The organism is Scytonema millei VB511283 (assembly GCF_000817735.3).
Classification (GTDB): domain Bacteria; phylum Cyanobacteriota; class Cyanobacteriia; order Cyanobacteriales; family Chroococcidiopsidaceae; genus Chroococcidiopsis; species Chroococcidiopsis millei_B.
Genome location: NZ_JTJC03000003.1, coordinates 421376 through 444275, shown reverse-complemented (window position 1 = coordinate 444275; position 22900 = coordinate 421376). Strand labels below are relative to the sequence as shown.

Annotated in this window: 21 protein-coding genes; 15 read left to right on the top strand and 6 right to left on the bottom strand. The window is 44.1% G+C overall.

The window, feature by feature from the left end:
* The first annotated feature begins 56 nt into the window (after positions 1-56).
* From QH73_RS13790 to QH73_RS13780, 3 genes are read left to right on the top strand one after another with little or no spacing between them, the layout of a single operon-like run.
* Positions 57-416, top strand: a complete 360-nt coding sequence (locus QH73_RS13790; protein WP_039713325.1) for a response regulator — start codon at positions 57-59, stop codon at positions 414-416.
* A complete protein-coding gene (locus tag QH73_RS13785; protein ID WP_236147007.1) occupies positions 376-1029 on the top strand; it encodes a chemotaxis protein CheC in 654 nt (217 codons plus the stop codon). The genes QH73_RS13790 and QH73_RS13785 overlap by 41 nt, the downstream gene beginning before the upstream one ends.
* Before the next feature lie 60 nt (positions 1030-1089).
* The gene (locus QH73_RS13780; protein WP_039713327.1) at positions 1090-2472 is read left to right on the top strand and encodes a sensor histidine kinase; all 1383 of its coding nucleotides are present in this window, start codon (positions 1090-1092) and stop codon (positions 2470-2472) included.
* A gap of 148 nt (positions 2473-2620) precedes the next feature.
* Here the strand turns inward: QH73_RS13780 and QH73_RS13775 are convergent, their stop codons facing one another.
* On the bottom strand, positions 2621-3397 hold the full coding sequence (locus QH73_RS13775; RefSeq protein WP_039713328.1) for a YdcF family protein: 777 nt from the start codon (positions 3395-3397) through the stop codon (positions 2621-2623).
* A gap of 569 nt (positions 3398-3966) precedes the next feature.
* Positions 3967-4809, bottom strand: coding sequence for a prephenate/arogenate dehydrogenase (locus tag QH73_RS13770; protein WP_039713329.1), 843 nt, complete (start codon positions 4807-4809; stop codon positions 3967-3969).
* Positions 4810-5068: 259 nt separating this feature from the next.
* Here QH73_RS13770 and QH73_RS13765 point away from each other — a divergent pair, with 259 nt between their 5' ends.
* On the top strand, positions 5069-5671 hold the full coding sequence (locus tag QH73_RS13765; protein ID WP_039713330.1) for a DUF1517 domain-containing protein: 603 nt from the start codon (positions 5069-5071) through the stop codon (positions 5669-5671).
* A 74-nt stretch (positions 5672-5745) separates the two neighbouring features.
* Here QH73_RS13765 and QH73_RS13760 read toward each other — a convergent pair whose 3' ends face one another.
* Together QH73_RS13760 and pirA are read right to left on the bottom strand one after the other, a co-directional pair.
* Entirely contained in the window at positions 5746-6594 is an 849-nt protein-coding gene (locus QH73_RS13760; protein WP_039714473.1) for a DUF1361 domain-containing protein, read from the bottom strand.
* Positions 6595-6813: 219 nt separating this feature from the next.
* Positions 6814-6969, bottom strand: a complete 156-nt coding sequence (gene pirA / locus QH73_RS13755; protein WP_165587694.1) for an arginine synthesis PII-interacting regulator PirA — start codon at positions 6967-6969, stop codon at positions 6814-6816.
* Between the two features lie 129 nt (positions 6970-7098).
* On the opposite strand from pirA, the gene QH73_RS13750 reads away from it, so the two are divergent.
* The 11 genes from QH73_RS13750 to ctpC all read left to right on the top strand — a co-directional run bounded on the left by QH73_RS13750 (position 7099) and on the right by ctpC (position 20102).
* Positions 7099-7893: an SAM hydrolase/SAM-dependent halogenase family protein gene (locus QH73_RS13750; RefSeq protein ID WP_374189032.1), complete on the top strand. Its 795-nt coding sequence runs from the start codon at positions 7099-7101 to the stop codon at positions 7891-7893.
* A gap of 3 nt (positions 7894-7896) precedes the next feature.
* Entirely contained in the window at positions 7897-8556 is a 660-nt protein-coding gene (locus tag QH73_RS13745) for a DUF2301 domain-containing membrane protein (protein WP_039713332.1), read from the top strand.
* A gap of 177 nt (positions 8557-8733) precedes the next feature.
* Positions 8734-9423, top strand: coding sequence for an ElyC/SanA/YdcF family protein (locus QH73_RS13740; protein ID WP_039713333.1), 690 nt, complete (start codon positions 8734-8736; stop codon positions 9421-9423).
* Positions 9424-9765: 342 nt separating this feature from the next.
* Positions 9766-10911, top strand: a complete 1146-nt coding sequence (locus QH73_RS13735; RefSeq protein WP_039713334.1) for a glycosyltransferase family 4 protein — start codon at positions 9766-9768, stop codon at positions 10909-10911.
* 5 nt (positions 10912-10916) lie between these two features.
* A complete protein-coding gene (locus tag QH73_RS13730) occupies positions 10917-12065 on the top strand; it encodes a glycosyltransferase (protein WP_039713335.1) in 1149 nt (382 codons plus the stop codon).
* Positions 12062-13321, top strand: a complete 1260-nt coding sequence (locus QH73_RS13725) for a glycosyltransferase family 4 protein (protein WP_039713336.1) — start codon at positions 12062-12064, stop codon at positions 13319-13321. The genes QH73_RS13730 and QH73_RS13725 overlap by 4 nt, the downstream gene beginning before the upstream one ends.
* Positions 13299-14462, top strand: coding sequence for a glycosyltransferase (locus QH73_RS13720; RefSeq protein ID WP_039713337.1), 1164 nt, complete (start codon positions 13299-13301; stop codon positions 14460-14462). Before QH73_RS13725 ends, QH73_RS13720 begins: the two co-directional genes overlap by 23 nt.
* 54 nt (positions 14463-14516) lie before the next feature.
* Positions 14517-15818 (top strand): hypothetical protein, encoded by a 1302-nt coding sequence (locus QH73_RS13715; protein WP_039713338.1) that lies wholly within the window; start codon positions 14517-14519, stop codon positions 15816-15818.
* Between the two features lie 545 nt (positions 15819-16363).
* Positions 16364-17266, top strand: a complete 903-nt coding sequence (locus QH73_RS13710; RefSeq protein ID WP_236147006.1) for a WecB/TagA/CpsF family glycosyltransferase — start codon at positions 16364-16366, stop codon at positions 17264-17266.
* A gap of 185 nt (positions 17267-17451) precedes the next feature.
* Positions 17452-18678: a (E)-4-hydroxy-3-methylbut-2-enyl-diphosphate synthase gene (gene ispG, locus QH73_RS13705; RefSeq protein ID WP_039713339.1), complete on the top strand. Its 1227-nt coding sequence runs from the start codon at positions 17452-17454 to the stop codon at positions 18676-18678.
* A 143-nt stretch (positions 18679-18821) separates the two neighbouring features.
* Positions 18822-20102 (top strand): carboxyl-terminal processing protease CtpC, encoded by a 1281-nt coding sequence (gene ctpC, locus QH73_RS13700; protein WP_039713340.1) that lies wholly within the window; start codon positions 18822-18824, stop codon positions 20100-20102.
* Between the two features lie 198 nt (positions 20103-20300).
* Here ctpC and QH73_RS13695 read toward each other — a convergent pair whose 3' ends face one another.
* Positions 20301-20489, bottom strand: a complete 189-nt coding sequence (locus QH73_RS13695; protein WP_052289904.1) for a hypothetical protein — start codon at positions 20487-20489, stop codon at positions 20301-20303.
* A 271-nt stretch (positions 20490-20760) separates the two neighbouring features.
* Positions 20761-22824: an elongation factor G gene (locus tag QH73_RS13690; RefSeq protein ID WP_039713341.1), complete on the bottom strand. Its 2064-nt coding sequence runs from the start codon at positions 22822-22824 to the stop codon at positions 20761-20763.
* Between the last annotated feature and the right edge of the window lie 76 nt (positions 22825-22900).

Genomic DNA, 22900 nt, shown 5'->3' with positions numbered 1-22900 from the left:
ATACTTCCTGCTGATTTTTTCGATAATATGATAGTGAATAGCTTAGAAGATCGGCAATGATATCTGTTTTAATAGTTGATGATGCTGCATTCAGCCGCCGGATGATTCGCAAATTTTTGCAAGCTGATGGCTATGAGATTTGGGAAGCGACGAACGGCAAAGAAGCATTAAGTATCGTTCGCGATCGCGCTCCAGATTGCTTGGTAACAGACATTCTCATGCCTGATATGAATGGGTTTGAATTGATCCAAACTTTAAAAGAACAGGGATTGGCTATTCCCACAATTATTATCTCAGCAGATATTCAAGAAAGTTCTCGTCAGCGAGGATATAACTTAGGAGCAGCTGCTTTTATCAATAAGCCACCCAAAGAAGATGAGCTACGCCAAACCGTCCGACAAGTTTTTAGCTTCTAGAGGTATATCTCTCGTGAAGCAGTTGACAGTAGACCAAATTGATGCTTTAAAAGAGTTGATTAATATTGGCGTGGGTCGAGCTGCCAGTCTCTTAAATGAAATGGTTGGTTTTCCCATCTGCCTGGAGATCCCCTTCATTCAGGTATTCACTGTTGAAGATTTGCAGCAAGAATTAATTGCTAGATTTAATAGTAACTATTTAGCTACTGTAAGGTTGGAATTTTCAGGCTCCATTAATGGCAGCGCAGAGCTAGTATTTCCTACCGAGAGTGCATCAACACTCGTATCTATTCTCACAGGAGAAGATCTAGGCTCTCCCGATCTTGATGCAGTGAAAATTGGCACTTTAACCGAGGTAGGTAATATTGTCATCAACGGCGTAATAGGTTCGCTGGGCAATCTATTGAAGCAGCGGATGAATTACTTAATTCCTACATACACGGAAGATACTGTAGAAAATTTATTTGCTGCTGTTGAGCCAGATGACTCCACAATTGTATTGGCGCAAGCAAGTTTTACAATCGAACAGCTTCAAGTGATTGGCGATCTTATTTTTATATTTGAATTGCAAACGTTCGACCAACTTATTGCAGCGATCGAAGAAGTGGCATAGTTGTATTAGAGATGATAGTTTAGCGCTGAAATTTTTGGCGATCGCCATTTATTTTTGAGTATGGAGCAACTGAAGCAAGCCCAGCAGAAGTTTAGTATTCTAGACCAAGTACCTTTAGGGGCTTGTATTTTGCGTTCGGATCTAACGATCTTGTTTTGGAATAGCTGCTTAGAAGAATGGACTAAGCTATCTAGAGCTGAAATGTTAGGGACTTGTATCGGCGATCGCTATCCCCACTTTCGTCAAGCTCAGTATGCCAACCGCTTGCAGCAGATATTTCAAGGGGGACCGCCCACGATCTTTTCTTCTCAGTTACACAAACACGTAATTCCCGCCTCTCTACCCCAAGGGCAAATGCGCATTCAGCATACAACTGTCACCTCGTTGCCTGCCTTGGAGGGTGATGAGTTTTATGCCCTATTATCAATTCAAGATGTTACAGATCTCACATTTAGAGTCCAAGAATATCGCCAAATGCGCGATCGGGCATTGGCAGCGCAGGAAATAGCAGAGCAAGCAAACCGGGTTAAAGACGAGTTTTTGGCGATCGTCTCCCACGAGCTTCGTTCCCCCCTCAACCCAATTTTAGGTTGGTCGCGACTATTGCGAACAAAGCAATTAGATCCAGCGACGTTCGATCGCGCCCTCGATACCATCGAACGCAATGCCAAGCTGCAAGCACAATTAATTGAAGATCTATTAGATGTCTCCCGCATTCTGAGAGGAAAGCTGAAGCTCAATTGGGAAATAGTCGATCTGGCAAATACAATTACATCCGCCTTAGATACCGTAGTTCTGGCAGCAGAAGCAAAATCAATTCAGATCGAACTCAGTTTGAACCCGAATGTAGGACTGGTGCGGGGTGATAGCAGCCGCCTCCAGCAAGTCGTATGGAATCTACTTTCTAACGCAGTAAAATTTACTCCATCTGGGGGACAGATAGAGATCTCGCTTACAGAAGTAGGGAGCAGGGAGCGCTTCGGTGCAGGGAGCAGGGGGGAGAAGAGAGCTGAGGGAGCTGAGGGAGACAAGGAAGACAAGGAAGACAAGGAAGACAGGGAGCGCTTCGGTGCAGGGAGCAGAGTCAGAGAGCTGAGGGAGCGGAGGGAGCAACAACCGTTAACTGTCAACCGTCAACCGTCTTCACGCAGTGTAGCGCCAGCGTCTACCGTCAACCAACTACCAACTACCAACTACACCCAAATTCAAGTCATCGATACAGGTAAAGGCATTAGTGCAGATTTTCTCCCTTACATATTTGAATATTTTCGACAGGCAGATAGTAGCATGACTCGTGCCTACGGCGGTTTAGGACTTGGTTTAGCGATCGCTCGTCAATTAGTCGAGCTACATGGCGGTACAATCCGGGCAGAGAGCCACGGTGAGGGTATGGGGACAACATTAACGGTACAGTTGCCTATTTATGAAGGGAGCAGGGAGTAGGGGAGAAGAGAGCGGAGGGAGCGGAGGGAGCGCAAGGTTGCTGAGGGAGCAAAACAATTCAAAATTCACGCATTCACGCATTCACGCATTCCCCACACCCATTTACTACTGGTTCCACTAGCCACTAGCCACTCTTAACTGATAACTGTCAACCATTTGCTGCTTGCTGTTGAGCTATGTACGGGTTTTGCTCTATTTGTGCATTCTGAGGCTGCCAGTACCCTTTGATACCATAGTTAAATAAACCCATGTATTCGTAGAAGATCATCATTGCCCTTCTTGTGGGTGGCAAGTTTGCAGGCAAAGGAGTAGGACGGGGAAAAACGGTGAACCCCAGACTGCGAAACGTTAATAGCGATCGCATCATATGTGGCGAGTCCGTGATCAAAACAATTCGCTTCACTCCCAGTGGTTGCAGCATCGCCGCTGTAAATAGTGCGTTCTCTTCTGTTGTCTGAGAACAACTTTCGGCTTTCAATACTGACTTGGGGACTCCTTCCGTTTTGAGCATTTTCACAATATCTGCCCCATCCCCTGCACCACTCGCAAAGATTAGGGGAGCGCGTTTGCTTTTCCACAGTTCAGTCGCAACCTCTACCCTAGACTTTCTCATATACGCACCGCGACCTAAAATCACGATCGCGTCCGCTTTTCTCCCTGGATCTTCAGGTAAAAAAGCAATCAATCCCTTACTGGCGATCGCCACTGTAGCCGGAAAACTAGCAAGAAAGTAAGCTACTAACGATAAACTTCCCATCACCAACATGTAACGCTTCCAACGCCATGTGGGAAAAAACTTGATTAGCAGAATAAAAGCTGTTAGCGGTATGACAACCAGTACGGGAGTCATCAGCCAGTGGGAAAGCGTGGACTTCAAGACAAGCCACTGGCTCAGAGGACGAGCGCATAAAGCAGGGTCTAGCATTGAAGTTACCCTCAGCAGTACAAATACTCACTATATCATTAAGCTATGTAAACATACTAGGTAGATTTATAACTTTTCACTACGAGTTATAAACCTTAGATCTACTATTATTTATCTGTAAATTTCAGTGTCGCAATATACATAAATTACTAAATTAAGAATACAGAAGATGGGAGATAAAGCATTCCCAAATTTAAGACCTCCTACCCTCTTTTTATGTTCCTGCATTTTCGAGAATCCACGTAGCGATTTATATTTATATAGCTATATAAATATTCTTAGAAATACAATATAATCGCAACCTGCAATCTACCGTTGAGCTTTTAGCAATCGACTGAAACTATTTGCGATCGCTGCCGAATTTCTGCTAATGCTTGTCCCGCCTAGTACTTTCTATAGCTTCCGAGCCGATACAAGTTGGCATTAATGAGTAGAAATTAGTAATAAATATAGAGATGAAATAAAATTCACCTCCCTGTTGAGAGAGTGTGGAATTGCTAGTGCAATTGGTGAATCGGCTAAAATTGACTAAAATCTCACCTAAAATCTCACAACTAAAAAGTATGTCGCTACTCTCGAAGAAACTTCGTTCTATCTAGCTGAGTTGAATTTAATTGCTGTTCCAAAGCTTGCCAATCTTCTCGTACAATTAATTGCGCGATTTCATCTAATCGATCGCGGTATTGTTGTAGCGATCGCAACAACTCTGGGCGATTGTACCGCGCCATCATCACTCCTAATTCAGGATTCCCACCTCCAACGCGACTCGTATCGCGAAATCCAGAACTAGCGAGTTGTTGAGCTAATTCCAGAACTGCTGGGTTAGGTTCGCTTGCACAAACAGCAATTAAACTGGCGCTAACCATGACTGGTAAATGAGAAATCCAACTGACGGCGCGATCGTGATCGGCTGGATGACAATGATAAATAGTAGCTTGGAGCGATCGCGCTAATTGCTCGACAACCTGTACGGCTTTTGGTGGTGTAGTATCAATCGCGGCGATCGCATAAGGCTTACCGATAAACAGTCCTGTTTGGGCAACTTCAATCCCACTCTCAGTTTTTCCAGCCATTGGGTGTCCGCCCACAAAATTCTGCCACAAGGGGGCGATCGCGTCTACTATTGGGGCTTTTACCGAACCGACATCGGTTAAAACTGTTGCTGGATCTATGTGGGGAATCAGTTGTTCTACGGTAGGGCGAATTGCTGCCAAAGGAGTGCAGATAAAAATAACTTCTGCGGTTTTGAGACTGGTAAGATCGGCGCTAGCCGTATCCACAGCACCACAAGCGATCGCTTGCGCGCAAGTGGATTCGCGCCGACTGACACCGAAAACTTTGTGTCCTTGCGATCGCCAGTCTAAGCCCAACGAGCCACCAATCAACCCTAGTCCGATAATACCGATATTCATGACTTGACAATTTTGCTTCCAATCTCAATACTTCTTGGTTATGATGCATAGCCCTTCGAGATCCCCCTTAATCCCCCTTAAAAAGGGGGAAACAATACCATTCTTAGCCCCCCAATTCATCGGGGGGTTGGGGGGATCGAGTCTTAACCGAAAAGTATTGCTTCCGATCTTACCGTCATTCCCTTAAATCTAGCGATCGAGGGGGAGAAAGATTTGTGAGAGCGCGATAAATTGAGTAAGAGGATATGGAGGGAAGATTATGAGTTCATGGCGCGATCGGATTAACCGGATGTCAGGGCGGACTCGGTTTGTTGGCTGTCGGATATTTCTCCATCTTGCAGGGCAAGAAGTAGCACCGCTATTAGGAATTCTCAACCGTCAGGCAAGGGAAGCCATAGACGCTGATGGCGATATTGAAGTTGTAGGCGAAGGTTTGGCAGAAATTTGTCAAAGCTTGCTGCAATATGACGAGTATTGGCTTTCTGGGGCAAACGAAGGCGATGTGTTTTGGGATGAAGGTGCAGCCAGCGACTATTTCAACGAATTATTTACCGATTCTGCCCAACGTTACTTAAGCGAACCAGATTTAAGTTCACCCGCTACTACAGATGAATCTTTTTCCTTGCCCGTTACTCGTAACTTAGTCGTCATGCTAAGCGTGGTTTATGACGGAGAAGTGCCAGAATTAGAAACTAATCTGGCAGATATAAATGCGATGAAGGCTGGATTGAAAGCCCTGATTAATCTGCACTATCAAAAAAGATTGTGGGCAATTCAAGTTCAGTTTTCTCCCGCTCAATTTGGCGAAGAACTGACGAACGATCAACTATTACTACATTTTCCCGAATTAGTACCTTTGTAAAAGGAATAGAGTGTAAAAGCATAAAAGTAATAGAGTGTAAAAGCAATAGAGACGTAAGATTTTGCGTCTCTACTTTACAATAAATCAACCTTGTCCTTTTCCCCCGTAGAAATAGCTTCTAGACGATTTCTTCCCATAATTCTAAGCGTAACCTGCTTCATCAGCCAGTACAAACCAGTAATAACTGCGAAGGTAACAATCATAATGACAACTGGACGTTTGCCAAATAAATCTTCAACCACAGCAGTAAGGAGAATATCGGGTTGGGTGATGAAATCCCAACTATTAAACCGCAAAAATCTACCTAAATAGACTCCTACCGCACACAAAGCGTGAGTGATGAGTTCTGCCCCCAAAATCCACGTACTTTTACCAATTCTTTGTAAATAAGAACCTAGATTAATTAATGATAGTACGTATGCCTCAAATCCAGCTCCCATAAATAATACATATACTGGTATAAGAACCAAAGTAATTAGCCAGACTGAGTGAATATCTCTAATATCTCGATATAAATGAATGATATCAGTTAGAACATACGGTGCGTTCGGCAAAAAAGCATAAAATACTAAAAATAAAATTGACCAGTTAAAAGTTTGCCAATGCTCTCTACCGGATGAGATAAATAATAGATATAAAGGAATACAAACTAAGGGTACGAACCATATTAGCTCAGATGTAACGATACTCGTACTGAAATGTAATACATTAGTGAAAACATGACGCACACTTGGTAAGAAAGTCAACAAATCTATAAATAATAAACAGAATAGCCAACGCCGTTTTTGGCTTCCTCTGAGAAACAGCCACGCACTCAAAGTTAAAGGAACAAAAGCTAGAAACAAATTCCAGCTCATCCAACGATTATTTTTAGTTAGTACGTGCCATACGTCTGTCATCACGGCTAATAGATCCGCTTGCATAGGCATATCCTCGGTGAAGTTGGTGTTTGAGTAGGAACTTTAACCAACCAGTATAGCTATTCCCAATTGATGCTCAGCCTTCTGAGTGCGATCGCGCGGATAGTCAAACAAAGGATATGAAAACAAAAAGGATGCACTTGAGATGCATCCCGCGAATGTCAGTATTTTATCTGTTGTTTGTAATTTATCAAGTTAGTGGCACAAAGCTTTAGTACAGCTTCAGTTGAAGTATCTCATTTCTGCTTCTAGCTGGCGGATGAGATTCTCATCTCCGCTAGCTCTAGCAACATCCAGACGATGTTGTAGACTTTTTTGAATATTCTGACGGTGAGCTTCGGCAGCTTGTTTTACAGCTTGTTGTTTATTTCTGCTCATAGAGAACATTATTTTTACTTATCTTGTTTATGTTGACTTATCCTAACATACCGATTTTTCAGTAACAATAGCTACAGAAATAAATTTAAACATTTTTAAGACATATTCTAGTGAATGCCTGTAATACAGATGAATTCAAACCGGATTTTGACTTTAACCAGTGATTTTGGCTTCAGTGACGTGTATGTAGGAGTCATGAAAGGCGCGATCGCCCAAGTCAACCCCAGCCTGACAGTTATCGATATTACCCACGAGATCCCGCCCCAACATCTCGCTGCGGCTAGATTTTGCTTAATGGATGCCTATCGCTATTTTCCACATGGAACCGTGCATGTGGCTGTAGTCGATCCTGGGGTAGGTAGCAATAGACGCGCGATCGCCATAGAATTCGAGCATGGATTCTTAGTGGGACCGGATAACGGAATTTTTAGCGGCATATTGAGTCAAAGCCCTGCGATCGCCGCAGTAGAACTGACTCACTCTCAATACTGGCGTACTCCTCAACTCTCAAAGACTTTTCACGGACGAGATATTTTTGCCCCAGTAGGGGCGCATCTTGCGAGTGGAGTTCCCTTAAGAGAATTGGGAAAAGCAATCGATCTTGCTACGCTACTACAGTTAGACTTACCCCAGTTAATCTATACTTCTACAGAAATAATTGGTTGCATCCAATATATCGATCGCTTTGGCAATTTAGTCACTAATATTCCTGGTAGCGACGTGGAAAATCAAACTTGGACAGTACGATTAGGCGAACGAATCGTCCCAGGGTGTCAAACCTACAGCAACGTCTCTCCTAGAGAGGCACTCGCCTTAATTGGTAGTCATGGCTGGGTAGAAATTGCCATCAATTGCGGCAATGCCCAGTTACAATTGCAGCAGCATTGGGGAGATAGAGTAGAAGTGGTTATTAGTGAGAGGTAAGTTATGACTCAACAAATAGTATCCGAAACATATCAAGGTCAGTTTGGTGAGTTTACAATCGACAAAAGCGATCGCCTCGGTGTGATTGTCTATCGGACTGGCTTAGCGATCGCCGCCCTTAGCTTTGCCATTAGTAGCACTCTAGTTCTGTTGAACCCTCAGCCCAGTGTTTTTTCAGCACTCACACCCCTATTTTTCTGTTTTTGCGGTGCATTGGGTGTTAGCTTGCTAACTATTCATATATACTTGGCAGTACTGCATCGTGTACTACAAATATTTTGGGCGATCGGAACGATCGCCGCAGTCGCGATCGCATTTACCAATAGCACGCCGCTAGCTGTCACAGTTTACGAACATCCAGTAACTTTATTAGGTGTTGGGTTTATTTTTGCAGCGCTAACAGGAATTTACTTTAAAGAAGCATTTTGTTTTAATCGGTTTGAAACCAAATTTCTGACACCTCTAGTACCAATTTTATTGTTAGGACATTTAAGCGGTATTTTACCGCTCCAGTGGGAACAAATTATGCTTGGTACGTGGGCTGTACTATTCGTTGTCTTTGCCATTCGTAAGGCAGTACAACCAATTCCACCTGATATTGGTGATAAATCTGTGTTTGCTTATTTAAAAGCACAAAAGACAGCAACAGTAGATAGTCAGTAAAAGTAACTTTACACTAGTAAAACCACAACATCAACGTAAAAATCGTTAACTTTCTTATAGTTCGCGCAGGCGAACTTTGTTTGTGTAGTCGCGAATTCTATTCGCCCAATCCTACTGAAATCGAATTTTGGTTTAAAGTAGATTCTACACCCTAAGCTATGCAAAACTACATTTTTAATGGCTGCTAAAAAGCGATCGCAATTCAAACTACTAAATATCACTCTCATTCGACGACAAGAAATATGGCTCCCTACGGTATGGGGATGGATATTTCTGGTTTTATTAACTCTAAGTTTATTAACTATCGGTATTAGCAACTTACCATCATTTCTAGCGGTCAATCAACCAATTAACGCTGAAGTTTTGGTCATTGAAGGATGGCTGCCAGATTATGCAGTTAAAGAAGCGCTGAATAGATTTAGACGCGGTTCCTATCGCCAAATCGTGACTACAGGTATTCCCATCGAAAGAGGATGCTATTTGGCTGAGTATAAAAATTATGCTGAGCTAGCGGCAGCAACCTTAAAAACCTTGGGATTAGAGCCTGAAAAAATCGTTTCCGTCCCGACACCAGAAGTACGTAAAGACCGAACTTATGCTTCTGCTATTGCTTTTAAACAATGGTTAGAAAAGGCAAATATACCAATAAAATCGATCGATTTACTTACACTAGATTTACATGCTAGAAGAAGCTGGTTGCTGTATCGTCAAGCACTAGCTGCAACAAATACTAAAGTTGGTATTATTGCCATGCCACCCATCGATTACGATCCGAAATACTGGTGGCGCTACAGTGCAGGCGTGCGCAAAACGATCAATGAGTTAGTTGCATATATTTACGCGCGTTTTATTAACTGGAATACTTAAACCAAATACACGCAACAATTGACTAGCTTGCGATCGCCACCAGTGTTCAGTACATGACATGATTCAAATTTTTACCTTTCCTTTAAAAAACGTACGTGTATTCTCGTAGAATTCAAATTTTGCGTAAAGAGATAGTGCCGAGCGCTAAAAAAACAAGCCGATCGCTGTAAAGATAGTTACATTATAAATATATTTTTAAGTCTTATCTTCTGATGACATCTTTACGAATGCCATCAGAGACAGATTCAAAGATATTATTCAAAGTTATTAAAATCAGCTAGGTAGTCATTTTATCCGGCTGCATTGTGCAGTTGATATTTGTATTTCTAGAGGTATCCTTAGGTGGATCGTAATCAGAATTTTCGTATTGCGTGGTTGTTACCTGTTGCGTGGTTTTATTGGCAGCCAGCAATCGGTCAATTTACCCAGATATTTCCTCAAACAAAAGTATTTACCGGACTTTTTCCTGGGTTTGCACGAGGGTTCGAGAACTCATTTGTAGTAGAAGTTGTCGGCAAATTTCAGGTGCTAGAAACGGCGCGAGAGACGACAGGTTATGGCTCTAATTTTACATATCTGTCTCCCAGGATTATTTTCCACTTGCTGCGGCTTAGACCTCATGCCATCTTTTCTAGTTCTTTTGGCATTTGGACCATTCTGGCACTTCTATTAAAACCGCTTTGTTGGTGGCGAGTCATCATTGCCTATGAAGGTAGTTCGCCTGGTGTAGACTATCGCAATTCAGCATTACGTTTATTAATTCGACGACTAATGGTCAAGCTTGCTGATGCTTGCATTACCAACAGTCATGCTGGAAAAGCGTATTTAGTAGATATTCTTAACGCTAAAGACAGCCGCGTTTTCGTTCAGCCTTACGAAATTCCCGATACCAAAACCTTAGCAATTCAAGAAAATATTGAGTTAGATAATTCTCAACTCCAGCGACCAGTTTTTCTTTTCGTCGGGCATATTATTCCCAGAAAAGGCTTGCAGATACTGCTAGAAGCCTGCAAGATTCTTCACCAACAAGGATATCGAGAATACACATTACAAGTTGTAGGCAATGGATCGCAACAAGAAGAACTAGAAAAATTCGCTCAAGAGTATCATCTGACTGACTGCATACAGTGGGTAGGTAGAGTAGATTACAACCTCATCAGTGCTTATTTTCGTAATGCTGATGTCTTCGTTCTACCGACTCTAGAAGATACATGGGGCGTAGTGGTACTAGAGGCAATGCTACTAGGTAAACCAGTTTTATGTTCCACAGGTGCGGGAACGTCAGAACTCATAGTGAATGGTGAGAATGGCTATGTATTTGACCCCAATCAGCCGGAAAAACTAGCCGAACTTATGCGTCAGTTTATCGATCGCCCGACTGCGATCGAGAACATGGGTAAAAAATCGCAACAAATCATGTCTCAATATACTCCAGAAGCAGCATCAAAATGCTTAGCTCAGGTGACCAATTTAGTTTTAAATAATTGAAATTTATGACTATGAAAAAAGTTGCTATCCTGACGCATGACATTGGAGGTGGTGCGTTCACTAGTTTAGGAACTGCCCTCTCTCGCGGCTTTCAGGAGTTAGGAATCGATTGTGAGTTTGTGGTTTTAAAAGCAACTCAAGCAGAAAAAGACCAATATCCAGACATTAATATAGTTACTCTTAATACTCGACGCACGGCTTTTTCTCTACTACCAACTATTCGCTATCTTAAACAAAGTAAACCAGATGTTATCTTTCCAATGCCTTGGTATTTTAATGTTACGGCAATTTGGGCAAGGTACTTATCAGGAATTGATAGCAAAATTATTATTGGCGAACACAATATTATTAGCTTAGAAACAGGCATCGAGCATCAAGATAAACTGCATTTGCAATCTCTACCAACGCTAATGCGGTACACGTATCCCTATGGTGATGGCTTAATTGCCGTTTCTCAAGATACGATCGCTGACTTAGTTGAAACTATTAAAGTACCACCGCGCATTCCGATGCGGGTGATTTTCAACCCCATCGACCTCGATCGCGTGCAACAACTAGCGAAAAAACCAACCGATCACCCCTGGTTTTTAGACTCGGAAACACCAACCATCGTTACCGTAGCTCGTCTAGCCAAGCAAAAACAACTCGATGTATTGCTACGTGCTTTTGCCCGCGTTGTCAAGATTCAGCCTGCCAGACTGTTGATTTTGGGTGAAGGACCCTTGCGATCGCAACTAGAAACCCTGTGCTACGAACTCCAAATCGAAGATTGCGTGGCGATGCCGGGATACGATCGCAACCCTTACAGATACATGTCTGCCTGTGACGTATTCGTACTCGCATCAGCTTGGGAAGGTTGCCCGATCGCTTTACAAGAAGCAATGGCTTGTGGTGCGGCTGTTGTTGTCAACGATGCCCCAGGTGGCTCGAAGGATTTGATCGAATATGGCAAGCACGGAATGATGGTAGCTGCTGGAGATCCAGAAGCACTGGCAACAGGAATTTTGCAAATTCTCAGCAACCCCAGCCTCAAGCAGCATTATCAAACCCAGGCACGTAAACGGGCGCGAGACTTTCAGTATCTAAAAATCGCTCAGCAATATTTAGATTTCTCTACTACTGGGTTAGTTCGCCAAGAGGTACTGTGTCGATGAAGATTCTATTGTCTGCCTATGCCTGCGAACCAGGTCGAGGAACTGAATTAGGGGTAGGCTGGAACACAGTTCGAGAGGTTGCCAAATACCATCAAGTTTGGGTACTAACTCGACCTGATGACGGTCGCAAGGCAATTGAGGCAGAGCTAGCCCGTCATCCAATCCCCAACCTGAATTTTCTCTATTTCACCTTGCCAATCTGGGGTGGCGGTTGGAAATGGGGCAATGGAGCATTTCAAATCCACTACTATCTCTGGCAGATTCAAGCTTATTTTGTTGCCCGTCAACTGCATCGTCAAATTGGCTTCGACTTAATTCAGCACGTCACTTTTGTTAAATACTCTAGTCCTAGTTTCCTCTCTCTGCTGCCAGTTCCCTTCATTTGGGGTCCTGTGGGCGGCGGTGAATCTGCACCAAAGGCTTTTTGGCAAGACTTTAGCTGGCAAGGCAAAGTTTACGAAATACTGCGTGATTTCTCGCGTCGTTTAGGAGAACTCGATCCGTTTGCTCGCCTGACAGCAAGACGCTCTGTCTTAGCTTGGGCAACTACTGAGGACACGGCGCGGCAACTCTCTCAAATGGGAGCGAAAAACGTCAAAGTACTTTCCCAAGTTGCCTTACTCCCAGAAGAGATCGCCCGTTTGAGTCAGAATTGCATTTCTAGCGATCGCCCAGTCAGGTTTATTTCTATTGGCAGACTGTTGCATTGGAAGGGTTTTCACCTGGGACTACGTGCTTTTGCTCAAGCAGATTTACCCTCTGATACCGAATATTGGATTGTGGGAGACGGACCCGAACGGAAACGGTTACAAATCCTCGCCCAAGAGCTAGGAATTATCTCTCAAGTCAAGTTCTGCCCTGAGATGTCCCGCGATCGCATCTGGCAAATGATGGCAGATGCAAGGGCATTGGTTCATCCTAGTTTGCACGAATCTGGAGGATTTGTCTGCTTAGAAGCAATGGCAGCAGGTTGTCCGGTTGTCTGTCTCGATTTAGGTGGACCAGCGGTTCAGGTCACCGAGGCAACAGGTTTTAAAGTCCCCGCAATCGAACCTCAGCAAGCTGTCACAGGTATTGCTGATGCTATGTCTCGTCTGGCAAACGACGCTGAACTGAGTGCCGAATTGGGCAAGGCAGGACAGAAGAGGGCAAACGAGCTGTTCAACTGGGCAAATAAGGGTCAGCAATTAGTTCAGTGCTACGACAACATTCTCAATCGACAAACGATTCCTCATGCGTATTCTCACAGTTCATAACTATTACCAACAACCCGGTGGTGAAGAACAAATCTTTGCTACCGAATCGGCTCTTTTAGAAACGCGCGGTCATCAAGTACATCGCTACACGATTCATAACGATCGCGTTGAGGGAATGAATCCTCTGACTCTGGCGAAAAAAACAATCTGGAATAATGATGTATACCGCGATCTCCGGGCGATCGTCCGCCAGGAACGACCGGAGGTTGCTCATTTCCATAACACATTTCCTCTGATTTCCCCAGCCGCGTATCACGCCATGAAGGATGAGGGTGTACCAGTCGTCCAAACTTTGCACAACTATCGTCTCTTATGCCCCAATGCTCTGTTTTTTCGCGATGGCAAAATCTGCGAAGACTGTTTGGGTAAATGCGGTTCTATACCTGGCATCATTCGCGGTTGCTACCGAGATAGTCAAACAGCAAGTGGAGTCGTAGCAGCAATGGTAAACTTGCACTCAATGATGTGTACTTGGACAAAAACAGTAAACGTATTCGTAGCGTATAGCCATTTCGCTTTGCAGAAATTCGTTCAAGGTGGCTTACCGGAGAACAAAATTCTATTTAAAACTAATTTTCTACATCCCGCTCCCGCACCAGGAACAGGACGTGGTGGATACGCCATTTTTGTCGGGCGGCTTTCGCCAGAAAAAGGTTTAGGGACACTACTAGCTGCTTGGGAACAATTGGGTGGAAAAATCCCTTTGAAAATTGTTGGCGATGGACCGTTAGCACCTCAAGTTGTTGAGGCAACAAAGCGCATACCAGGAGTAGAGTGGCTAGGACGCAGACCGTTGGAAGAAGTCTACGAGTTAATGGGAGAAGCTGCCTTGCTGATTTTTCCTTCTGAATGGTACGAGACTTTTGGCAGAGTTGCGATCGAGGCTTTTGCTAAGGGAACTCCTGTCGTAGCTTCAGCAATTGGTGCGATCGCCGAGTTAGTTACGCCTGGGCAAACCGGACTTCATTTTCTTCCAGGTAACACCCAAGACCTTGTCGAGCAGGTAGAGTGGGCTTTATCACATCCAGAAGAACTGATGCAGATGCGCCGAGCAGCTAGGGCTGAATTTGAGGCTAAGTACACTGCGGAGGAAAACTATCGCCGCATGATGGAAATTTATACATTAGCTCCTCATGCCTAACTTACACGTAGCGGCATACAGCCCGCTCTGGTGCTTGTATCTAGAGGTGGATCGATGAACGTAGAGGCGGCGTGTCAGCAACAACGCAAGGGATTCATTAAAAGTTCCACAATTGTACTATTGGCATTTGCTACTGCTTATTTTGCCCGTATCATCGAGGCATTAGGAGTACCCGCAGCAATTAATTTTTTACACTTTGCTACAGTTCCACTTGCCTGTGGCATTGCTCTTGTCAAAGCTCGCTCTAAAAACCAGCGTCAACTTACCATCGTCCAGGAAATTCTCTTAGGATTATTAATATTTTTCGTCTTAATGTGTGCTAGTGGACTACTTAATAATGCTGGATTAATTAATGTAGTTCTCAATTATTTAATGCTGACCGAGCCGTACTTACTTCTAGTCGCGATCGCCTGCATTCCCCTGTCTCTAACTAGTACAGAAAAACTGCACTGTTGGTTAGTGCGTTTTGGCTTTATAAATCTCCTGCTTGCTTTGTCCCAGCGCTTTGTTCTCAACTTACATCTTCAGGAAGGTTTAGAAGACAATATTAAAGGAGTTTTTTTAAACCAAGGTTCTGGTCATGTTGTTGGTGCTTCAGTTTCATTGACATTTGGTACGTACTATTTATGTATTGCTAAAGAACGTCCACTTTGGCTGCGAGTATCTGTATTTCTTGCTACTATTGTTCACGTATTAGTATCAGATGCCAAACAAGTTCTAGCAGTATTTTTAGTTGCTCTCGTACTTCTTTTTTGCACTAAATTAAAAGATATTACAGAATTTGTAAAATACTCAATTGGAGCAATTTTAGCTGTATTTCTCGCAGTTTGGTTGGCAAATAATGGGTTTCTCGCCTGGAGCGTCGATATGACTTTAGAGGGGATGAAGCTTAAACTCGTAGGATTCTCAATTATTTCTTCTTTCTATCATTCACCGCTCAACCCCTTACTGGGGCTTGGTCCTGGTCATACGATCGGACGTTTAGGAGGATGGATGCTGCGTGATTATTGGGATCTGCTCTCACCTCTAGGGGCAACTCAACTTTCTGTTAGCGAAGCTGTATGGAGTGCGGTAGGAGCAAGCTGGTTTGGCGATAAATCTAGCATGTTTTCGCCGTTTTTTGGTTGGGCAGGAATTTGGGGAGATTTGGGTCTGCTAGGGTTAGGAGCTTATTTTTATCTTGCGTTTCTTGTTTGGTACAGGCTGTGTTCGGACGATATTTCTCGGTTTTTTCTCCTAACTATATTTGTTTTTGGGTTGATTTTCACTCAAATAGAAGAACCTGGCTACATGCTCTTTATGGCTACTCTTATCGGTCTGCAATGGCAAATCAATCGCTTGAGACGGATTTCATAACTTCTGTATTTTCAGAGTTTTGCGATCGAGCAATTTACGAGTTATTAAATAGAAGCAAATCTGCTACTATAGCTGGGTAGCGATCGTACCATGACTGAGCAATTATTATTTTTTAATGAAGTTGCTGAACTACTATTGCTTGTCAGTAAGCTTTGGTATAAATTTAGACATATAGATAAGTTTCAGGGTAGGTTTCATCAATCCCACCGTACTTTGAGAAAACGTGTAGCAATCTCTCAAATCTATAGGTGCTGTTATCTCTGTTGATTCATGTTTAACAGATAATATTTATAGTTTCGTCATCACTTCTATGGCTCATTTACCATACAGATTGAATTTAATCAAATAAATCATGAGTCGTCAAAACAATAGCAAGAAAATTAAGATTCCTCTAAAGTCTTTCTAGTAAAAACTAGAGTTTTGAGGAATTTGCAATTTTTCTTTTATCGTTAAAAGCGCAAATAATCAATGATTAGCAATACTATAAATTACTTTCAAACTATACTGTCATTCATGGCAATGACTCAAGTGAAGAGTTCAGGGAAATGAGATTTGATACAACAAATAAAGTAGAAACAGTGGAGTTAATCCAACAAATAACATCGGATTTCTCCGGTCTAGCGATCGCTCAATCGTTTCATACTCCAGTAAATAAATTGGAGTTAGAAGTTATTCCGGCTGAAATTCCTCAAATCAGAATTTGTGTGATTGGCTCACCAGTCACGGTAGCACCTTTCGATCGCCAAATAGACATGATATTGGAGTGGGCTAGCAGCCGTTCTAGCCGATTTGTGTGTGTGGCGAATGTCCATATGCTGACAGAAGCCTACTGGCATCCAGAATTTTATGCAGTGTTAGCTCGTGCAGATTTAGTCACTCCTGATGGTATGCCCTTAGTATGGATGATGAAACTAATGGGCGCGCAGCATCAGAATCGCGTTGCTGGGCTAGACATCATGTTATCTATTTGTCAACAGGCTCCCCAGCGTCGGATAAAAGTCTTTTTTCTTGGTTCGGAAGCCTCCATATTAGAACAGATGCGAAAGCGCTTAGAGGGTGACTTTCCCGCTTTAGAAATTGCCGGAATGGAGCCATTACCATTCCGTCCGCTTACAAAAGCAGAGGATGCGGCGGTCATTCAAAAAATCCATGATAGTGGAGCTGGAATTGTGTTAGTCGCTCTAGGATGTCCGAAGCAAGAATATTGGATGGATCGACATAAAGGCAAAATCCATGCCGTCACGATCGGTGTAGGCGGAGTATTTCCAGTGTATGCAGGAATTCACAAACGCGCTCCCTTGTGGATGAGAAACTTTGGTTTGGAGTGGTTTTACAGATTAGTTCAAGAACCACGTAGACTCTGGAAAAGATATACTACCACCATGCCCCTGTTTATCTGGCTAGCTTTGAAGCAGCTATTAACTCAGGGAGCAGAGAGCAGGGAGTAGGGAGCAGGGGAAAGAGAGCTGAGGGAGCGCGATCGGGAGCTGAGGGAGAGAGTTGACGCACCACGCACCACGCACTTACTGATAACTGATAACTGATAACTAGCCCCCTGTCCCTAATTTGTGGCAATCTGAGAAACAGATAGACTCATCTGATAATCTCGCTACAAAAATTCAGCCAACAGGTTATGCAGACTCTCCCGAACCCAGCTACAGTAAAATCTTCTTCTGGCGAACTTTCCACCGATACTACTATCCATCGCCGCCAGACTCGTCCGATTCAGGTAGGAAACGTCACGATTGGTGGCGGTCATCCGGTGGTGGTGCAATCCATGATCAACGAAGACACCCTGGACATAGATGGTTCCGTTGCTGCTATTCGTCGCCTACATGAAATTGGCTGCGAAATAGTCCGCGTAACCGTACCAAGTATGGCACACGCTCAAGCCCTGGCAGAAATCAAACAAAAGTTGTATGCCTCTTACCAACCAGTCCCAATTGTGGCTGACGTGCATCATAATGGGATGAAAATTGCCTTGGAAGTTGCCAAGCACATCGATAAAGTGCGGATCAATCCCGGCTTGTACGTATTTGAAAAACCTAAATCCAATCGCACCGAGTACAGTCAAACAGAATTCGAGGAAATTGGAGACAAGATTCGTCAAACTTTGGAACCACTGGTAGTCTGCTTGCGCGACCAGGGTAAAGCCATGCGGATTGGCGTGAATCACGGCTCCTTGGCAGAAAGAATGCTGTTTACCTACGGCGACACCCCAGAAGGAATGGTAGAGTCAGCGCTGGAATTCATTCGGATTTGCGAATCGCTGGACTTCCGCAACTTAGTAATTTCTCTTAAAGCATCGCGAGTGCCTGTGATGATCGCTGCCAATCGTTTGATGGTTAAGCGTATGAATGAGCTAGGCATGGACTATCCTTTGCATCTAGGCGTGACGGAAGCTGGAGATGGCGAATACGGTCGAATCAAATCTACTGCTGGGATTGGGACGCTATTAGCTGAAGGGATTGGCGATACCATCCGCGTATCGCTGACAGAAGCGCCAGAAAAAGAAATTCCCGTTTGTTACAGCATTCTGCAATCTTTAGGTTTGCGAAAAACAATGGTAGAGTACGTTGCCTGTCCTTCTTGCGGACGCACCCTCTTTAATTTAGAGGAAGTGTTGCATAAAGTTAGAGAGGCAACTAAGCACCTAACAGGTTTAGATATTGCCGTTATGGGATGTATTGTCAATGGTCCTGGGGAAATGGCGGATGCGGACTACGGCTATGTAGGAAAGCAACCTGGTTACATTTCTCTCTATCGCGGTCGAGAAGAGATCAAGCGCGTTCCTGAAGATCGAGGAGTGGAAGAATTGATTAACTTAATTAAGGCAGACGATCGCTGGGTCGATCCGTAAGCAGTGACCTGTTACCAGTGACCAGTAACCAAGGTTTGTCTGCTGCGGTTATCGATCGCTGTCAAAACTGGTCACTGTCTGAGCGCCCTGTGTTAAATTGGGCTTACTTGGTTTGCTTTGTTCTCCAGCTGTGCAGTGTCAATATGATCGGGAATAAGCGCGGAATTCTATTGGGTGCAACGGCAGTGATGCTCTCAACTGCCGCAGTTGCCAGTTTTAGCGATCGTTCTCAAACTCAAGCTTTCTTTCGTGAAAGTCCGAAAGAATTAGTCGATGAAGTTTGGCAAATTATCGATCGACAGTATGTGGACGGGACTTTCAACAAGGTCAATTGGCAAGCTGTGCGCAAAGAGTACTTGAGCCGCTCTTATGCCAATCGAGAGGATGCTTACAAAGCAGTCCGTCAAATGCTAGAAAAGCTCAAAGATCCATATACCCGATTTATGGACCCAGAAGAATTCAAGAATATGCAGGTAGATACTTCTGGAGAACTAACGGGAATTGGGATTCAAATCGCCCAAGACGAGAAAACAAAGCAACTAACTGTAATTGCCCCAATTGAAGATACACCTGCTTTCAGTGCTGGAATTCTTGCTAGGGATACGATCGTCAAAATCGATGGTAAAAGCACTAAGGGAATGGACGTGAATCAAGCAGTCTCGTTGATTCGCGGACAACCAGGTACAGAAGTACAAATCACGATTTTGCGAAACGGACAGCAGAAAGATTTTCGGATAAAACGAGCGCGAATTGAAATTCATCCCGTGCGTTACAGCTATCAAAATAATCCAGCAGGTGGTGTGGGATATATTCGCTTAAATCAATTCAGTGCCAACGCTGCTACGGAAATGCGCGATGCGATTCAAGATTTAGAAAAGAAGCAGGTCTCTGGTTACATTTTGGATTTACGTAATAATCCTGGCGGTTTGTTACTAGCGAGTGTAGAAATTGCTCAAATGTGGCTGGATGACGGGGTAATTGTTTCGACAAAGAACCGACAAGGGAAACAAGACATTGAAAGGTCTAATCACCGACCGTTAACAAATAAGCCTCTAGTCGTGCTAGTGAATGATGGCTCAGCGAGTGCCAGTGAAATTCTTTCTGGCGCTCTACAGGATAACAAACGCGCGGTTTTAGTTGGAGAAAAAACTTTTGGTAAAGGGTTGGTACAGTCGGTACGCAGCTTGGGAGATGGTTCCGGCTTAGCTGTAACCATAGCGAAGTACTTTACCCCTAACGGGCGCGACATCAATAAGTCTGGGATTGCTCCTAATGTGGTAGTGTCCCTGACGGACAAAGAAAAACAGGCTTTATTCCTGCGCAACCGCGACAAAGTTGGTACGCCATCAGATCCGCAGTATGCGAAAGCATTAGACATATTACAGAAGCAGATTGCAGCTAAGGGGAACTCTGCGACAAGGTAGGGGCTTAAGGCTAGGGTAAGAAGTCAAAAGTCAAAAGTCAAAAGTCAAAAGTCAAAAGTCAAAAGTCAAAAGTCAAAAGTCAAAAGTCAAAAGTCAAAACTTACCTTTTGCAAGAGCGCTTCTCATCGATAACCAATCACCAATCTAAAATCCATCATCCAAAATTCAAAATTTTCTTCTCCCAAGCCCGAGCGCCGCTCAAATAGGTTGGCATTTTCCAGCGCGGATGAGTCCGATTCGGCGGGCGATCGCTTCTGCTTGAGATGGAAACGGTCCCCAGCGTTTCCGTGCCTCCGAATCTATTTCTACATTCACCTGCTCGTCGGAAACAATTTGGCAGTGACCGTCTGGTAGCTTGACAACGTACCAAGTTTGTGAGTTTATCATAAGAAAAAATTGGGCGCTGCTTGGTTTAGTATTCTCAATTTTATGCTTTCCAAAGCCTATATGTATGTCAGAAAAAAATTCCTCTAGATCCCTTGCTGGGAAAGTTGGGGATGACAGTAATGCTAATTTGACGACGATTATTTGTAGGGGCGCACAATTCGTAGGGGCGCACAATTCGTAGGGGCGCACAGCTGTGCGCCCCTACAGATCGTGTAATTTATCTAATCGAAAACGACCGATCTTTTTAGCAGAGGTAATCAAGCCCGATGCATCAACGATTGCCGTTACCGTTACTGCCAGTTGCCAAAACTCGCTCTGCTAACTTGTCAGGAACTTCTTGTAAGTGATGGTATTGCCATTGGAAGGAACCAACACCTAGAGTTAGCGATCGCAACTCAACGATGAAGTTCTGCATCTCGGCTTGGGGTAAGTAAGCAGTGAGTTTGTCCCACCCCGACCAATCCGATCTGCCTTCATAGCCGAGAATTTGTCCCCGTCGTCCGCTCACGAGTTGCATCACCTTGGAGGTGAATTCGCTGGGCGTATTGACTTCAACTGAGGCGATCGGCTCTAATAGCGTTGGTTCGCACTGAGTCATTCCCGTTTGCATAGCTAGCCGTGCCGCTTGTTTGAATGCTTGCTCGGAGCTATCAACCGTGTGATAAGAGCCGTTGGTCAGGGTGACGGCAACATCAACTACGGGGAAGCCTAAGGGACCGTGTACCAAAAACTCCCTCACGCCAACTTCAACGCCAGGAATATATTGCTTCGGAACCACGCCACCTACAATCTTTTCGCTAAAATTAAAGCCTTCTCCGCGCCCAAGCGGTTTAATATCTAGGTAAACATCGCCAAACTGCCCATGTCCTCCTGATTGGTGCTTGTAGCGTCCGTGAACTGAAGCAGCAGGCTTGCGAATGGTTTCTTTATAGGGTACTTGTGGTAGATGAGTTCCCATCGGCAAATTATACTTCCGACGCAGGCGATCGAGGGCTACTTGCAAGTGAATTTCACCTTGTCCCCACAGGATAACTTCGTGGGTATCACCGTGTTGTTCCCACATTAAAGATGGGTCTTCTTCTAACAGCTTAGTCAGCGCCGCACTCAATTTAACTTCGTCGTTACGTTTTTCTGGGGCGATCGCCAAGGCATAAACTGGTTTGAGTATTTCTGCTTTGGGTAGTTCCTTAACTTGCCCATTTGCAGACAGAGTATCGCCAGTTTTCACGCCATCCAAGCGGCTGAGGGCAACAACTTCACCAGCTTCAGCTTCATTTATCGAGGTCTGTTGCTGTCCTAGTAGCCGATAAATCCCGCCAGCGCGAGTACCATTCAACACGATGCCATCGGTTAACTTACCTTGCCATACCCGTACTAGGGAAAGTTTGCCTCCTTGGGGCGTGTAATAGGTTTTCAATACTTGGGCTATGGGAGTTTCAGCAGTAGCGCCAAGCCCTCGTCGTTGAGCGGTGTCTTGTGGTTCAGGTGCTTCTCGTAACAGTGCTTCTAAAAGCGGTCTAACTCCAAAATCTCGGTCTGCAACTCCACAAAATACTGGAACGACTAAATCTGCCCCTAGTTCTAATTTCAAATCTTGCAGAATTTCTTCTTGAGGCGGCTCGATTTCTTCTAAAAGTTCTTCCAATAAATGGTCGTCAAAGTTGGCTAATTCTTCCAACATTTCCGCTCTAGCTGCTTGTTCTTGTGCTTTTAAAGATGCTGGCAATGGAATCGGATCGGCTGGTGCGCCAGAGTGGTATTGATATGCTTGTTCGCTGACTAAATCGATAAATCCAGTTAGCTGTTCGTCTTGAATAATGGGATATTGATGCGGTACGAGCGGACGCTTGGAAACAGCTTTAAGGGCGTGCAACATATCCATGAAATTGTTGCTAACCCGATCCATTTTGTTAATAAATACGAGATGGGGAATTTCCCAATCGTCAAGAAATTTAAATAGAGGAGCGAGGGTAAGTACCTTCTGACGCAGACCATTTTCATTATTATCATTTGCTGGTTCGCAAACAACAACTGCTGCATCTACACCCATAAGAGCGTTATATGTCTCTTGGGCAAATTCGACCGAACCCGGACAGTCAACAAATGTGAAGCGGACACCTTCATACTCGGTACTAGCGGCACTTACTTCTACACTCATTTGGCGATCGCGCGCTTCCGCTGCACTGTCTCCTACGGTGTTACCGTCGCGGACGCTACCTTTACGAGTGATAGCTCCGGTGACGGATAACAAACTTTCGAGCAAAGTTGTTTTTCCGCTCAAATATGGACCGACAATTGCAACATTGCGCGTACTCGCTCTGACATTTTCATTCATACAACCTCCTACGCGGATTCTTTTATGAGAAGCCGCACGATCGTGAGTAGACAAGAGATAATGTTGTAGAGAATTA

Bases quoted from the DNA above. Each gene is read 5' to 3' on its own strand.
- QH73_RS13780 (WP_039713327.1), top strand. From the start codon at position 1,090: ATGGAGCAACTGAAGCAAGCCCAGCAGAAGTTTAGTATTCTAGACCAA.
- QH73_RS13750 (WP_374189032.1), top strand. From the start codon at position 7,099: ATGAATTCAAACCGGATTTTGACTTTAACCAGTGATTTTGGCTTCAGT.
- QH73_RS13730 (WP_039713335.1), top strand. From the start codon at position 10,917: ATGACTATGAAAAAAGTTGCTATCCTGACGCATGACATTGGAGGTGGT.
- QH73_RS13775 (WP_039713328.1), bottom strand. From the start codon at position 3,397: ATGCTAGACCCTGCTTTATGCGCTCGTCCTCTGAGCCAGTGGCTTGTC.
- ispG (WP_039713339.1), top strand. From the start codon at position 17,452: ATGCAGACTCTCCCGAACCCAGCTACAGTAAAATCTTCTTCTGGCGAA.
- QH73_RS13770 (WP_039713329.1), bottom strand. From the start codon at position 4,809: ATGAATATCGGTATTATCGGACTAGGGTTGATTGGTGGCTCGTTGGGC.
- QH73_RS13715 (WP_039713338.1), top strand. From the start codon at position 14,517: ATGAACGTAGAGGCGGCGTGTCAGCAACAACGCAAGGGATTCATTAAA.
- QH73_RS13690 (WP_039713341.1), bottom strand. From the start codon at position 22,824: ATGAATGAAAATGTCAGAGCGAGTACGCGCAATGTTGCAATTGTCGGT.
- QH73_RS13710 (WP_236147006.1), top strand. From the start codon at position 16,364: ATGAGATTTGATACAACAAATAAAGTAGAAACAGTGGAGTTAATCCAA.
- ctpC (WP_039713340.1), top strand. From the start codon at position 18,822: ATGATCGGGAATAAGCGCGGAATTCTATTGGGTGCAACGGCAGTGATG.
- QH73_RS13725 (WP_039713336.1), top strand. From the start codon at position 12,062: ATGAAGATTCTATTGTCTGCCTATGCCTGCGAACCAGGTCGAGGAACT.
- QH73_RS13760 (WP_039714473.1), bottom strand. From the start codon at position 6,594: ATGCAAGCGGATCTATTAGCCGTGATGACAGACGTATGGCACGTACTA.
- QH73_RS13695 (WP_052289904.1), bottom strand. From the start codon at position 20,489: ATGATAAACTCACAAACTTGGTACGTTGTCAAGCTACCAGACGGTCAC.
- QH73_RS13790 (WP_039713325.1), top strand. From the start codon at position 57: ATGATATCTGTTTTAATAGTTGATGATGCTGCATTCAGCCGCCGGATG.
- QH73_RS13720 (WP_039713337.1), top strand. From the start codon at position 13,299: ATGCGTATTCTCACAGTTCATAACTATTACCAACAACCCGGTGGTGAA.
- QH73_RS13745 (WP_039713332.1), top strand. From the start codon at position 7,897: ATGACTCAACAAATAGTATCCGAAACATATCAAGGTCAGTTTGGTGAG.
- pirA (WP_165587694.1), bottom strand. From the start codon at position 6,969: ATGAGCAGAAATAAACAACAAGCTGTAAAACAAGCTGCCGAAGCTCAC.
- QH73_RS13765 (WP_039713330.1), top strand. From the start codon at position 5,069: ATGAGTTCATGGCGCGATCGGATTAACCGGATGTCAGGGCGGACTCGG.
- QH73_RS13785 (WP_236147007.1), top strand. From the start codon at position 376: ATGAGCTACGCCAAACCGTCCGACAAGTTTTTAGCTTCTAGAGGTATA.
- QH73_RS13740 (WP_039713333.1), top strand. From the start codon at position 8,734: ATGGCTGCTAAAAAGCGATCGCAATTCAAACTACTAAATATCACTCTC.